The organism is Mucilaginibacter kameinonensis (assembly GCF_003675385.1).
GTDB classification, from domain to species: Bacteria; Bacteroidota; Bacteroidia; order Sphingobacteriales; family Sphingobacteriaceae; genus Mucilaginibacter; species Mucilaginibacter kameinonensis.
Genome location: NZ_RCWZ01000003.1, coordinates 958,179 through 973,136, shown reverse-complemented (window position 1 = coordinate 973,136; position 14,958 = coordinate 958,179). Strand labels below are relative to the sequence as shown.

Annotated in this window: 9 protein-coding genes; 3 read left to right on the top strand and 6 right to left on the bottom strand. The window is 42.8% G+C overall.

The window, feature by feature from the left end; translation table 11 throughout:
- Positions 1-10: 10 nt before the first annotated feature.
- Both EAH55_RS17170 and queA read right to left on the bottom strand, forming a co-directional pair.
- Positions 11-724, bottom strand: a complete 714-nt coding sequence (locus tag EAH55_RS17170; protein WP_121810712.1) for a 2-C-methyl-D-erythritol 4-phosphate cytidylyltransferase — start codon at positions 722-724, stop codon at positions 11-13.
- 233 nt (positions 725-957) lie between these two features.
- Positions 958-2,007 (bottom strand): tRNA preQ1(34) S-adenosylmethionine ribosyltransferase-isomerase QueA, encoded by a 1,050-nt coding sequence (gene queA / locus EAH55_RS17165; RefSeq protein WP_091211398.1) that lies wholly within the window; start codon positions 2,005-2,007, stop codon positions 958-960.
- A gap of 261 nt (positions 2,008-2,268) precedes the next feature.
- Here queA and EAH55_RS17160 point away from each other — a divergent pair, with 261 nt between their 5' ends.
- Together EAH55_RS17160 and EAH55_RS17155 are read left to right on the top strand one after the other, a co-directional pair.
- Positions 2,269-3,516: an ABC transporter permease gene (locus EAH55_RS17160; RefSeq protein ID WP_112574045.1), complete on the top strand. Its 1,248-nt coding sequence runs from the start codon at positions 2,269-2,271 to the stop codon at positions 3,514-3,516.
- Between the two features lie 7 nt (positions 3,517-3,523).
- Entirely contained in the window at positions 3,524-4,063 is a 540-nt protein-coding gene (locus EAH55_RS17155) for a DUF3347 domain-containing protein (protein ID WP_121810711.1), read from the top strand.
- A 129-nt stretch (positions 4,064-4,192) separates the two neighbouring features.
- Here the strand turns inward: EAH55_RS17155 and EAH55_RS17150 are convergent, their stop codons facing one another.
- Complete coding sequence (locus EAH55_RS17150) at positions 4,193-7,456, bottom strand: PAS domain-containing hybrid sensor histidine kinase/response regulator (protein ID WP_121810710.1); 3,264 nt, start codon at positions 7,454-7,456, stop codon at positions 4,193-4,195.
- Positions 7,457-7,611: 155 nt separating this feature from the next.
- On the opposite strand from EAH55_RS17150, the gene EAH55_RS17145 reads away from it, so the two are divergent.
- Positions 7,612-8,898 carry a citrate synthase gene (locus EAH55_RS17145; RefSeq protein WP_112574042.1) on the top strand — a complete coding sequence of 429 codons (1,287 nt, stop codon included), beginning with the start codon at positions 7,612-7,614 and terminating at the stop codon, positions 8,896-8,898.
- A gap of 280 nt (positions 8,899-9,178) precedes the next feature.
- Here EAH55_RS17145 and EAH55_RS17140 read toward each other — a convergent pair whose 3' ends face one another.
- From EAH55_RS17140 to EAH55_RS17130, 3 genes are all read right to left on the bottom strand, one after another.
- Entirely contained in the window at positions 9,179-10,207 is a 1,029-nt protein-coding gene (locus EAH55_RS17140) for a SusE domain-containing protein (RefSeq protein WP_121810709.1), read from the bottom strand.
- Between the two features lie 61 nt (positions 10,208-10,268).
- Complete coding sequence (locus tag EAH55_RS17135; RefSeq protein ID WP_121810708.1) at positions 10,269-11,861, bottom strand: RagB/SusD family nutrient uptake outer membrane protein; 1,593 nt, start codon at positions 11,859-11,861, stop codon at positions 10,269-10,271.
- Between the two features lie 31 nt (positions 11,862-11,892).
- Complete coding sequence (locus EAH55_RS17130; RefSeq protein ID WP_121810707.1) at positions 11,893-14,907, bottom strand: SusC/RagA family TonB-linked outer membrane protein; 3,015 nt, start codon at positions 14,905-14,907, stop codon at positions 11,893-11,895.
- Positions 14,908-14,958: the final 51 nt, after the last annotated feature.

The following is a 14,958-nucleotide window of genomic DNA, read 5'->3' as shown; positions in this document are numbered from 1 at the left end:
GCCACGGCTGTTATAGCTGTGGCTTTTTGTTTAGTAACAGTTCGGCAATAGCAATATCTTCAGGGAAAGTGATCTTGATATTACTGTGATCGCCCTCGGTAAGTTTTATTTCGGCGCCGTATTGTTCAACAACACTGGCATCATCCGTGAATGTACTATTGAAAGGCTGCTCGTAGGCTTTTCTCAACAGTGACGCTTTAAAGGTTTGCGGCGTTTGCACCAGGTAAATCTCGTCCCTGATTAAACTAACCGATTTACCATCTCTTACCTGTCGTATCGAATCGCGGCTTTTAACGGCTACTACGGCCGTTCCGTGCTCAGCGGCGCATCGATAGGCGTCGTCGATAATTGCTGGCGATACAAGCGGGCGTACGGCATCCTGTACGGCTACAAGGGCATCGGTATCGGTAATGAGATCAAGTCCCTTCTTAACGGAGTGAAAGCGGGTTTCGCCACCGGTAACCAACTGGTGGGGGATGGTAAAGGAATATTCCTCAATCAGCTGATGCCAATAAGTATGATAGGCTTCGGGTAAAACCAATATAATGCCCGGCTTAAATGCTGACTGCTCAAAGGCCTCAATTGTGTGCATTAGCACAGGCTTGCCATTAAGTAATAAAAACTGTTTAGGCAGGTTCGATTGCATCCGGCTGCCCGAACCGCCGGCTACTATGATGACGTAATTAAGGTGATTAGAATTTAGAGATTGGAGGTTAGAAGCCATTTGCTTTTATTGAGAATTGGAGATCACTATGTCATTGCGAGCGATAGCGTGGCAATCGCACACTATACAGGGCAGCCCGGGAGAAACGCGTGCGATTGCTTCGTCGCTTCTCTGCGCAATCCCGGAAGCTCCTCGCAGTGACATGATGGTACATGTTCAAAACTACCACAAAAAAAATGAGATATGAAACCGTAGTCTCATATCTCAAATCTTATATCTCACATCTAATAATATTAGATGATCAGCATCGCGTCGCCGTAGCTGTAGAAGCGGTATTTTTCTTTTACTGCTATTTCGTAAGCGTTCATTACGTTTTCGTAGCCACCAAATGCCGCGATCATCATCAACAAGGTTGACTCTGGGGTGTGGAAGTTGGTGATCATTGAGTTTGCAATACTAAAGTCGTATGGCGGGAATATAAACTTGCTGGTCCAGTCGTTAGCTGCTTTCAGGGTTTTGTTTGCAGATACAGCCGATTCGATGGTACGCATTGAAGTAGTACCAACGGCACAGATGCGCGCTTTACGCTCAATACCGCGGTTTACGATATCAGCTTGTTTTTGCTCGATAATGAATTGCTCCGAATCCATTTTGTGTTTGGTTAAATCCTCAACCTCAACCGGGCGGAAAGTGCCTAAACCAACGTGTAATGTAACCTCGGCAAAATCAACACCTTTTAGTTCAAGGCGTTTCATTAGCTCACGGCTGAAGTGTAAGCCAGCAGTAGGGGCAGCAACAGCACCTTCGTGTTTAGCGAAAATGGTTTGGTAACGCTCCTTATCTTCGGCAGTAGCTTTACGTTTAATGTATTTTGGAAGCGGTGTTTCGCCCAAAATTTCAACGTTACGACGGAATTCTTCGTCGGTACCGTCAAACAGGAAACGGATTGTACGGCCACGTGAAGTAGTGTTATCCACAACCTCTGCAATCAGCAAATCGTCGTCGCCGAAATATAATTTATTACCTACGCGTATTTTACGGGCCGGATCAACCAGTACATCCCATAAGCGCAATTCTTTGTTCAGTTCGCGAAGCAAAAATACTTCGATAGTGGCACCAGTTTTTTCTTTGTTGCCATATAAACGGGCAGGGAAAACTTTGGTGTTATTAAGGATCATTACATCCTTATCATGAAAGTAATCCAGCACGTCTTTAAATATTTTATGCTCAATTTTGCCTGAATCTTTGTGTAAAACCATTAAACGTGATTCATCGCGAGTGGCAGAGGGTGTATGGGCGATAAGGGATTCAGGTAAGTTAAATTTAAATTGAGATAATTTCATGCTTGTTTTTATGAATTTTCAAGGGCGCAAATGTACGAAATTTTTTTGTTAATTTAACAGATTTTTTTAAGAAGGGTTTTAATTACACTACTGTTATATTAATTAAAAAATACTGTAACTTAAATCACCCGCTGTTGTCTAAAAAATATCAGCAGGTTGTTAAACATTTTAGGAATAATAACACCGGCTATTTTATTACCTCCAGGCGCTTTTTTACCGTGCAATAAAGGTTGATTAACAAGTAAGATCAAAATAAGTTATATGCTTTTTTTAAAACTTTTAAGGGAAAGTTTTTTGTTTGCGGGCGACGCCCTGCGGCAGAACAAAACACGTACGTTGTTATCGTTGCTGGGGGTAACCATTGGTATATTTACCATTATTGCTGTTCAGTCGGCAGTTGATACGCTGCGCAATAATCTGCAAACCAGTGTTAACAAACTTGGTAACAATAGTATATACGTACAAAAATGGCCCTGGGTAGGCGGTAGTGATTTCCCCTGGTGGAAATACCTGCAAAGGCCGGAGTCTGATCTTCGTGATTTTAACGAACTCTCGCGCCGTATCACCACTGCCGAAGCTTTATCTTATGAAATAAACATCGATAACCGTACCATCAAATATAAAAGTAACACAGTCGAAGGCGCGCAGGTTGATGCTGCGTCAGCAGATCACGACAAAACCTGGAATTTTGATTTTGAAAGCGGCAGGTACTTTACCGACATGGAATCAAAAACCGGCGCACCTATAACCAACATCGGGTATGATATAGCACAAAACCTTTTCCCTGATGGTGACGCCGTTGGTAAGCAGATTAAAGTAATGGGACGTTATGTTACCGTTGTGGGCGTGTTTTCAAAGCAGGGTAAGGATATGCTGGGTATCTCGACAGATAAAGAGGTGTTACTGCCTCTTAACTTTGCCCGCAACTTAATTGATATCCAAAGTTCTAAATATGGGCCGTCCATTATTGTGCGCGGCAAGAAAGGAATTCCTACCGATGATGTTGAGAGCGAGATTAAAGGCTTGATGCGTTCTATCAGGAGGTTAAGGCCTGGTGCGGATGATAATTTTTCGTTGAACCGTACCACCATGATCACCCAGCAACTTGATGACTTGTTTAAGGTTGTTAATATAGCGGGTGCTATTATCGGCGGTTTTTCTATCCTGGTAGGTGGCTTCGGGATAGCTAATATCATGTTCGTGTCGGTAAAGGAACGTACCAATATCATCGGCATACAAAAATCATTAGGCGCTAAAAACTATTTCATATTATTGCAGTTCTTAATTGAGTCGGTACTGCTTTGTTTTGTAGGGGGGATCATCGGGTTGCTTTTCGTATATCTCGGCACGTTTGCCGTCAAGGCGGCGTTAGATGTACAGGTAATACTTGATGCCGCTAACATTTCAAGAGGTTTAAGCTATTCAATTATTATAGGTGTAATAGCCGGTATCATCCCTGCCTATTCAGCATCAAGGCTTGATCCGGTAGAAGCCATCCGTACAAACTAACATTGATATGAAAACAATTAAAGGATTTTGCCTTTTAGCGGCTTTGGCTGCCGCAACCGCGTGTAACCAGCCAGCCAAACAACAGGACTCAACTAAAGCAGATTCAACCGCAACCAACGCTGCTAAACCCGCTGAAACACAGGTTGCCGCTGATACCGCTAACACAAGTGATGTTTTGAATGCTTATATTGCTTTAAAAGATGAGTTTATTAAATCGGACGTAGCGGGAATTAAAACTGCTGCTACCGATCTGGAAGGTAAACTTTCAGGCATTAAAGGTTGCACCGAAACAGCTACCGTAGCCCATCAGATAACAACAGCTGCCGATATTAAAGCACAGCGCGACGCGTTTTTGGTATTAAGCAAAGATGTGATCGCCCTGGTAAAAGGAGCTAAACTAAAATCGGCTCCAATTTATGTGGATTTTTGCCCTATGGCCGATGGCGGCAAAGGCGGTTACTGGCTTTCATCAACCAAGCCTATTGTAAATCCATATTTTCCGGAACACATGAAAGAGTGCGGATCGGTTAAAGAGCAGATTAATTAAGTTGAACCCTGATTTTCACGATTGAAGGATTTCATGATATTTTAAAGCGATAGGAGATGCCTGTCGCTTTTTATTTTGATGGGGTTGATCGAATAGATAAACCCGAAATCGAACATCCCAAATCCGAAATCACGCTGATTGTCTGATATGCTTTGCCAGCTTGCTGTACAATATTTCGGGAACAAAAGGTTTTGTCAGATAATCGCACATGCCGGCTTCAAGAGCTTGCTGATAAGTTTCGGGCATGGCATCGGCAGTGAGTGCGATGACTGGTATATCCGGGTGCGATTGCCTGATGATGGCTGTGGCCTCAAATCCGTTCATTACCGGCATTTGTAAATCCATAATGATCAGGTCGTATGTGTTGTGGTTAACCATATCAACGGCTATCTGTCCGTTTAAAGCTTCCTGCACCTGCGCGTTCCAGCGTTTTAAGAACCTACCGGCTATCATCAGGTTCATTTTATTGTCGTCTACAACTAAAATGTTCATACCCTGCAGGTTATTATCTGTAACAGGCGCTGGTGCAACTTCAGGTTTCGGAGCCGCAACTGCTGGCGCGATGGTAAAGTTTATTGCAAAACAAAACGTGGTGCCTTTGCCCAATTCGCTGGAAACAGCAATGGTGCTGTTGTGCAGTTCTATCAGTCGCTTGGTGATAGCTAAACCTAAACCGGTGCCTCCATAGTCGTTATTGATTACTTGTTGGTCCTGCATAAAAGGATCAAAAACAATATTAAAACTTTCTGGCGAAATGCCGATACCGGTATCTGTAACTGCAAATTTGATAGTAACGGTGTTTTCGGTGGTTACATCTTTATCCAGCCGGATAGTAACTTTACCGTTATGTGTAAACTTAATGGCATTACTAATGAGATTGTTGAGCACCTGGCTTAGGCGCATGGCATCGCCCATTAAATCTCCGGGAATAGTGTTATCTGCTATCAATTCAAGCGTTAAGGCTTTCTCTGCAGCTCTTGATTCAAATGATTGCTTGATCTTGCGGATTAACTGGTGAATGTTGAACCTTGAATTATTCAGTTCAAGCTTGCCGGCTTCTATCTTATTGTAATCTAAAATATCATTAATGATGGCCAGCAGGTTTTCGCCCGAAAATTTAAGCGTATTCAGGTATTCCATCTGTTCGGGCCGCGGATCCTGATCAAGCAGCAGGTTGGTTGAACCAATAACCGCGTTCATTGGCGTACGGATCTCATGGCTCATGATAGATAGGAACTCCGATTTAAACTTGGATGATTTCTCGGCCATTTCTTTGGCCCAGATCAGCTCCTGCTGTGCCTTTTGCTGATCGGTGATATCCTCGCCAATGCTGGTTGTTTCTTTAATATTGCCATTCTCATCATAAAAAACCGTGTTTTGCCAGCTGATGATCCGTTGTTCTCCGTTCCGGCAGATGATAGGGTTTATAAAATGAGGTAAAATGGCGTTGTTGGCAAACCAACTCTTCAAAAAGTCTTTCAAGTCATCAGGTATGAAGTTGTCCATCCAGTTCATACCTATTAGTTCTTGTTGTTTGTAGCCAACAAGTTTGGCTAAATATTTATTACAGAAAGTTATTGTCCCGTCGCCGTCAACGGTAATAGCTATCATGTTTATTTTTTCCAGTACAGATTTGTATTTGTTTTCGGCACTTCTGAAATCGAGCTCGGCCTGCTTGCGTTCGGTGATATCCTGAAGCGTGCCAATGATTTTACGAACGCTGCCGTCCTCATTATAAAGGCGCTTGCCCGCAATAATGCTCAGGTATTTTAAATTGCCTCGAGGGGTTATGATACGGTATTCGTGCGATGAATCCATGGTGTTGGCATCGCTTTGCAGTAGCTTCCTGATGATCTGTTTATCATTAGGATGCACGTATTTAAGCAACAGGTTTACAAATGTTTTGCGAAAAAGGGAAGTATCCTGTCCAAGCTCATAAATATTATTCAACTCGTCCGACCAGCTCAAGTTGCCCGTAGATACGTCATATTTCCAGTTACCGATCTTCGCGATGGCCTGGGCTTCCATAAGTTCAAGCTGACTTAGTTTTACGGCCTTATCGGCCAGGCGGGCTTCAGTTATATCCTGGATGATACCAAAGGTACGGGTTCCCGAGCCTGTGCCTGATCTTAATTCCTTTTCGCCCCGTTGTATCCTGATGTATTTTAAGTTGCCCGCAGGGGTAATGAATTTATGCTCAAACTTGTTTTGACTGGTGCTGCGGATAGCATTAAGATACTGAAAGGTATTCTCTCTGTCGTCGGGGTGAACAAGGGATATGTAGTAGTGAAAGCGGTTCATCCCTGCCGGGATCTCCTCAATTTCAAGTAAATCGTTCAAATTGGCCGACCAATGGGTTTCCTTGCTTTCGTGATCATACCACCAGTTACCTATTTTGGCAATGTCCTGGGCTTCCAGTAGTAAACTTTCGTTTTCCTTTAAAGCCAGCTCATACTTTTTTTGTTCGGTAATGTCAACAACCGAGGCTGAGATCCGGCCGGTGTAAGTACCATCACTATCGAAAACAGGGGTAAAGTTGGCTATAAACCAGTGGCCGCTATTATAATCTGATGGAAACTCAACTGACGTAGGTTTACGGTTTGCCATGACATAGTTTAAGGCCATATCATACTTATGGGCTTTTTGAGGCCCTACAACCATATCAAGTGTTTTACCTATGGCCACTCTCGGGTCTACTACGCGCTCGGTAAGTTCATTAAACCAAACGTTACGGCAGATCTTGGTTTCATCGAACTCAAAGATGATATCATTAAGCGAATTGATAAGCGCATGCAGATGCTTACGATGTTCCCGAAGCTCGGCGTCGTTTTGCATCAGGTTGTTATTAAGCTCCATTACGTTATCAACCGCTTTTTTTAGCTGGTATTGATATGCCATCACCACCAGGAATGATACGTAAGCTATTAGCGTAAAAACAAGAATGAGCACTACAAGTACCGTGGACGATATAACTGGCTTTGTCGCCATAAAATAGGCAATCACAATTGCGGCAAGGTTGGCCTCGCTTATAATGATAAATTCCCTGCGTTTTCTGCAGAAAAGGGTTAGGGCAATGAAAGTAGTTATAGCGCTAAACAGGTATACATGTGCAAACTCATTTTGGCTGAGTAAAATACAATTGTTTATTACCAGAAAGGATGATACTGTAGCTACAATCGCTGCTTTATAAAAAGCTGCATTGTTAATGAAGGAAAAAAATAAAGCTACAGCACAAAAAAAGCAATTTATTGCCCGAAGCCAAAAAGGATCATAAGAATTTTGGAAGCAGAGATAATGCAAAGACGGACTTGCAATAAACAAACCTATCAACAACAGCCGGTAAACGGTAGCTTCGTTTTGGATCATTACCAATGAGTTACCTTTTAACGACATGTTTTGGAGTAATTTTTTAATCAATTATTAACGTTTATAAACAATAATACAGGTGTTAAAATAATAAATTTGCCCGAAATTTTTACAAACAGTAAATTATATTAGCGGTTATTAATACGCAGATTTATTTACATTTGTTGCAGATACAAATTTCTATGGCGGAAACAGCACAACTAAAAATTGGTGATAAAACATTTGAGCTCCCTGTAATTGAGGGCACTGAAGGTGAAAAGGCAATCGATATTTCTAAGCTTCGCGATCAAACCGGTTATGTAACACTTGATATCGGGTACAAAAATACAGGCGCTACCAAAAGCGCCATTACTTTTTTAGACGGGGAACAGGGAATTCTTAAATATCGTGGTTACCCCATTGAAGAACTGGCCGAAAAATCATCATTTATAGAAGTTGCTTATTTGCTGATATATGGTGAATTACCAACTGCCGAACAGCTGAAAGCATTCCAGTACGAGTTAAGCCGCCATACCTTGGTGCACGAGGATATGAAGAAGTTTTTTGACGGGTTCCCGTCAAAATCTCACCCAATGGGCCAGTTGTCATCACTGGTATCAGCTTTGTCGGCTTTTTATCCTGAATCATTAAAACCATCGCAAACTACCGAGGAGCTTAACCAGAGCATTATTAAAATGCTTGCTAAAATGGCTACCGTGGTTTCATGGATCTATAAAAAATCATTAGGACACCCGGTTATTTATCCTCAAAATAAATACGATTACGTTACCAACTTCCTGTACATGACCTTTGGTCAGCGTACCGAAGATGTGACTATCGATCCGGTTGTGATTGATGCCATGAACAAGCTGTTAATCTTACATGCCGATCATGAGCAAAACTGTTCTGCTTCTACAGTACGTATTGTAGGTTCATCCGATTCAAATATCTACGCTTCAGTATCTGCCGGTATTTCGGCACTTTGGGGCCCGCTGCATGGCGGTGCTAACCAGGCTGTAATTGAAATGCTGGAAAAAATTAAAGAAGACGGCGGTGATACCGATAAATGGATAGCTAAAGCGAAAGATAAAAACGATCCTTTCCGTTTAATGGGCTTTGGTCATCGTGTTTATAAAAACTTTGATCCGCGTGCTAAGATCATAAAAAAAGCATGTGATGATATTTTAGAAAAGTTGGGTATCAATGATGAAGTATTGGAGATAGCCAAGAAACTGGAAGAAGTTGCCTTGAAAGATCCATACTTTGTTGAGCGCAAGCTTTATCCTAACGTTGATTTTTATTCAGGCATCATTTACCGTGCGTTAGGCTTCCCAACAGATATGTTCACTGTACTGTTTGCCCTTGGTCGTTTACCGGGATGGATAGCCCAGTGGAAAGAAATGAAAGAAAACAAAGAACCTATCGGTCGCCCACGCCAGATTTATGTTGGCGCTACCGACAGGGAATATGCTGACATAGCAAGCCGTTAAGAATTTGGTTCATCGTTGATGGATCATAGTTCATGGAAAATATCATATTAAATAGAAAAGCGATGGGGGATGACCTCATCGCTTTTTTTGACCGCTGACTTTTTACTTTAAAAGTTGATTACGCTGATTTCGTTGAGTCGTATTTCGCTTTATTGATGCAATTTCCCAATCAACGAAATCAGCGTAATCATTCATCAAAAAAATCAACGGTCAAAAAAGCCCCGCAGGTTTTCACCGTGCGGGGCCATATATATATATCAATCAACTGTGAAGTTTGTGCCTAAAGCTTGGTAATGGTGAATGTATTGGCTACGGTGTTCAATACTATTTTGTATGTACCGCCGGTTGTTATGGTATAATTACCCCCACCTTGTGTAAGCGTAGCAGGAGTGCCACCTAAGTTTACATCCCAGTTGTGGTTAAACCTAAACTTCATGTCTTTACCGGCAATTAAAGCAACGGTAACGCTCCATGTTTTAGTAGTAGCATCATAAAGCATGTCGGTATCGGTACTCCAGCCACCCGGAGTAGCATCACCAATAACGCTCCAGAATACAGGAGTAGCTGTAAATGTACCTTTGGTTTTATCGCTTTGGTCAATAACTGCGTGCAGTGCATAATAGCCTGGAGCCGGTACTGAAATGTTACCTCCGGCAGTGTTTATTTTTCCGCTGCCTGCGTCGCCGTATGCACCATCCCAGCTCTTTTTAGGAGTAAGTTTAAACTCAAGCTTGCCTGCAGGAAAACCAATATAACCGTCATATACGCCATCGTTATTGGGCGAAATAAGACTATCGGCAGTGGCCGGATCCCATCCCTGGTAAGCACCCGGTACATAAATGTAACCTGTGCCCTGGTATGGCAGTACGGTTAATGTAATAACATTTGAATAGGTAGCTGCCAGGTTTGGAGCGGCCGATGATTTAATGCGTACCTCAACCTGCGAGGGATCGTTATAAGATAACTTCAGCGCGGTTAACATATCATTAAGCACACCTACCTTAAGTGTTTGGGTAAGCTTGTCTGTGCTTACTTCCCTGGTGTTTTTAAAATTATCGCCCTTTACATCCAATTGTAAAGTGTAGGTGACTGGTGCATTATACCCCGTAACAGGAGTTGCTGCCCAGCTAAAGGTAACAGCATCATTATTTGCATTTGGTTTTGATAATGCCGGTGAAGTTGTTGTTGAAGATAGGGCGCCCACTTTGCCCACGTTTGCTACAACCTTTGTTTCATCCTTTTTACATGACGCCAGCATCAGCAGCGCGATGCCACCAAATGCCAGGAGCGTGGTAAATATTTTTTTCATATCCTTTTTTAGGTTTTATGGTTTTACGGGAGATACTTTGCGGGTATCTCCCGGTATAGTATTAATATCCTGTATTTTGTTTCAGATTAGGGTTAGCCGTAACATCTGCAGATGGTAAAGGGTAAATGGTGCGGAAACTTTCAACGCCTTTGCCATCTTTTGAACCACCTTTAAACGGCCATAGATAGGTATCTTCAACAAACTTTTTGTAACGTATCAGGTCGGTACGGCGGAAACATTCCCAGTACAACTCGCGACCTCTTTCGTCAAGCAATAAATCGGTTGTTAAAGCTGTTAGCTGACCTGTAGTAGAGCTTTGATAAGCACGGGCCCTTAATTTGTTAACATAACTTAAAGCAAGCGCGGCATCGCCACCACCGCCACGTGTGGTAGCTTCGGCGTAAATAAGGTACTGCTCGGCTAAGCGGAAAATAGGGAGGTCCATATCTGCATAGTCCAAACTTTGTGGAGCTCCGCCGTCTATCTTAACATCTTTAAATTTACTGATAGCATAGCCGTCGGTAAAGGTACTTATGGTGTTGATGTCAATGTTTTGGCCATCGGTATAAAACTGAGCACGTTTATCAGCACTTGAAGCGCCGCCAGGGAAAAGGTTTACAAAAGATTTGGTTGTACGTAAACCAGCCCAGCCGCCGGCAATACCAAATTCGGCAGATGGCATTGAGCCACCAACAGGGGCGTGGGTCATGAAGGTAGCACCACCATAGCTTTGGGTATGCAAACCGTCATAATTAATGGTTAAGATAAACTCATTTTTATTGAGGTTATTATCGGCACGCATCAGTTTGCTGTAGTCGGTAACTAAAGAGTAACCGGCATCAATTACCTTTTTAGAATAAGTTACAGCATCCGGATAATGTGCAGTACCGGTATAAACCTCAGCATTTAGATAAATCCTTGCTAATAATGCCCATGCAGCGGCTTTATCCGCGCGGCCGTATTCATTACCACGGGCGTCAACAAGGCCTGCATCAATTGCTTTAAGTTCGCTTTCTATATAAGCAAACAGATCTTTACGGCTAATTTGTTTTGGCAGCGGGCCACCCAACGGATCGTTTTCGGTTACAAAAGGAGGGGCCGCAAACAGGTCCATCAAAATTGAATACTGGTAAGCCCTTAAAAAACGTGCTTCAGCAACATATTGATGTACTTTATCGGCATCGGTACCCTTGATACCCCTGCTGCTCAGGTTAGCATCAGATGATTGGCGAATGAAATCATTGGCCAATGTAATCTGGTACATACACCTGTAATACAAGCCGGTTAAGAAAGTATTGCTTGATGACCAGGACATGTTGTGAAAATCAGGCAAGCCCACGTCTCCCCAGCCTACAACTGCTTCGTCAGTTGGTAATTCCTCTGCGCACCAGTAAAGACGGAAAAAGTCTGATGTACCTTCGTCAATACCCTGGATATCTTTGGTGCCGTCATCGCCGGCAGGGCCTTTGTTGCCTGTTAACGCAAATGCACCATATACTTTGGCAAAAGCCTGTTTGTAACCTTCGGGGGTACTGTAAACCTGTGAAGCGGTAACGTCGTTAGTTGGTAACAAATCCAGCTTTTTGGTACACGATGTCAACCCGCCTGCAATCAGGGCTGTAATTGTTATATATTTTAATGAATGTCTTTTCATGTTAATTTTTCTTTATTGTTGATTAACGATGTTATAATGAAAGATTAAGACCTAACACGTAAGTACGCGGGCGTGGATAAAGGTTGTTATCGATGCCGGTATTAACCTCCGGATCAAGACCTTTGTATTTGGTGATAACAAACACATTTTGCACGTTGGCGCTTAACCTTAAATTGCCTGTGTTATGAAACACTTTGCCAAAATTATAACCTACGTTAACGTTATCCATGCGGATAAATGAAGCGTTTTGGATGTAATAGTCAGATAACCTGCTTTTGTCAAAAGAGCCTGTCATGCCGCTTTCAAGTAAATTGGTTGAGGCGTTGTTTAAGATACCTATACCGTTAAATACACTTAACTGTGTGCCTGAGCTTGAGAAAACGTTATTATATACATAGTTGCCAACGCTTGCCCTTGCAACAAAACCAGCCGACCATTTTTTGTAGTTAAGGTTTGAGCTTAAACCAAAATAGCCTTTAGGATCTGAGCTTTTGTAACGGTACAAGTCATTTTCGTTAACTATACCATCTTTATTCCTGTCAACATATACACCATCCAGGGGTTTGCCATCGGTGCCGTAAACTTGTTGATAAACATAGAATGAATTACGTGGATAACCAACAGAGTTAATTTGAATGGTATTGCCGGTACCGCCTGAGATACCGCCGGTTGGGGCACCAGGATAGCTTGGGTCAGGAGCCAGTGTCAGTTTGGTGATCTTATTGGTATTGTATGTGGCGTTCAGGTTAACATTCCAGGTAATGTCGCTGGTCCTGATCACATCCGCGCTCAGGTTTAACTCTAAACCATTGCTGCTTAAATCGCCAATGTTGGCTACAATATAGTTAGAGAAGTTGGTACCTGCTGGTTGCGGGATCTTGTTTAGCAGTTTTGATGTTTTACGGTGATAGTAATCAATAGTACCGGTAATGCGGTTGTCAAGGAAACCAAAATCGATAGCTACGTTAGTTGCAGCTGTTTGCTCCCAGGTACGCAGCGCGTAATAACCACCCGGACGGTATAAGTTATAAAATGAATCGCCAAACTGGTATTGTGCAGTATTGGTACTCAGGTTGTAGAATGAGATAACGTCATAGTTACCAATTCCATCCTGCTGACCGGTGATACCGTAACCTGCACGAAGTTTCAGGTCAGACAAAGCCGTTAAGCCTTTAAACATCGATTCTTCTTTCAACTTCCATGCAAATGCAACTGAAGGGAAAGTACCGAACCTTTGGTTAGGGTTGAATTTTGATGAACCATCGCGACGTACGGTACCGGTTAAAATATATTTATCTTCAAACACATAATTTAAACGGCCATAAACCGATATCAGCCTGTTTTCTGGTTTATCATACGGATAAACAGGTTGGGTGCCAGGCTGCTCTGTACCGTCATGTGCAAAGTTGCCATAGTTGTAATTGGTGATCGAGAAATCCTGATAAGAGTAACCTGCTACCGCGTCAATGTGGCTGGCTATGCTTTTCAAATCCTTAGCGTAGCTTAAATAGCCCTCAAATATGGTGTTTGACTGGGTTTGTTTGTATTGGTTGTTTAAACCGCGGTGAGTAACACCTTTTGTATCAAGGAAGCCTTTGTAATTTGAAGCCGCGCTATCGGGAATGATATTGTGGCCTGTACCTTTTGATACGTCATAGCCTAAGTTAACATTGGCATGTAACTCCGGTAAAAAGTGGAATTTATAATCTAACTGCAAGTTGCCAATGCTGCGGTAAACAGTACTGCGGTTATCCTGCTGCTCTAATAAACCAAGCGGGTTTAAAGTAGCAAGATCTTTAAGCGGACCGCCCGGCTGGGCCGGATTGTTTAACCATTGCCAGTAACCGCCAAAGCGGCTGTTGCCCGAGTAAACCGGTTTGGTAGGGTCAAAGCTTACTGCCGAGCCAATTGCACCTTCATTGGCAAACCTTTGTTTTACCTGTGCGCCCTTAGCGTTTAAATTAACTTTCAGGTGGTCGGTAAAAAAGCTTGGGCTTAAATTGATAGCACCGGTGATACGCTGCATTGAGCTGGTTTTTAAAACACCATCCTGGTCAAGGTAACCGGCCGATACACGGTAGGGTAGGTGTTTTGTAGCGCCAGATACGCTAATGTTATTATCGGTAGTGATACCAGTTTGGTAAATTTGTTTTTGCCAGTCGGTACTTGCAGTACCTAATTGCGCTATTTGAGCAGCTGTTCCGTTGGCTTTTACATAATCGCGAATTTGGTCGGCAGATAGCACTGATGCTTCTTTAGGGATCTTGCTGGCCGAAACCTGCGAGCTGAAATCAATAATCGGTTTACCGCTTTTGCCTTTTTTAGTAGTGATTAAAATAACACCGTTTGAAGCCCTGTTACCATAAATGGCTGCTGCAGAAGCGTCTTTTAATACCGAAAATGATTCGATATCGTTAGGGTTGATCAGGCTTAAAGGGTTGGCAGCGCCCGAGATGCTGGCGTTGCTGATAGGCACACCGTCGATAACGATAAGCGGATCATTGCTGGCGCTTAACGATGCACCGCCACGGATACGGATAGTGCTACCTGCGCCAGGCGCGCCGCTGTTTGATATTACAGATACACCTGCAACTTTACCTGCAATTAACTGCTCGGGAGTTGTAATAACACCTTTTTGAAAATCTTTGGCGGTTACGTTGGTAATAGCACCCGAAAGGTCTTTTTTACGTTGCGTACCGTAGCCGATAACCACAACCTCGCTCAGGCTTTTGCTTTCGGGCAGCAGGCTGAAGTTTTCGATAGTAGCACCGCTAACGGTTACTGATTTTTTGATGGTGATATAACCGATAAACTTAACACTTAGCGTATAAGTTCCGGCTTTAACATTATTAATGGCGTAGTTACCATTAGGGTCGGTAGTTGAACCAATAGTGGTACCATCGATAGTAACCGTAGCACCGGGGAGGGGCAGGTTGGTTTCGTCAGATACCTTTCCTTTAATACTCCCGGTTTGTGAAAACGCCATGAATGACATCATCAGGAAAGCACAAAGAAGAACATACTTTTTTGAGTAATTTTTTCTCATTTACTTATTGATTTTTATGGATAAAAAAAGGCTTATTTTGCCGGCTATAAT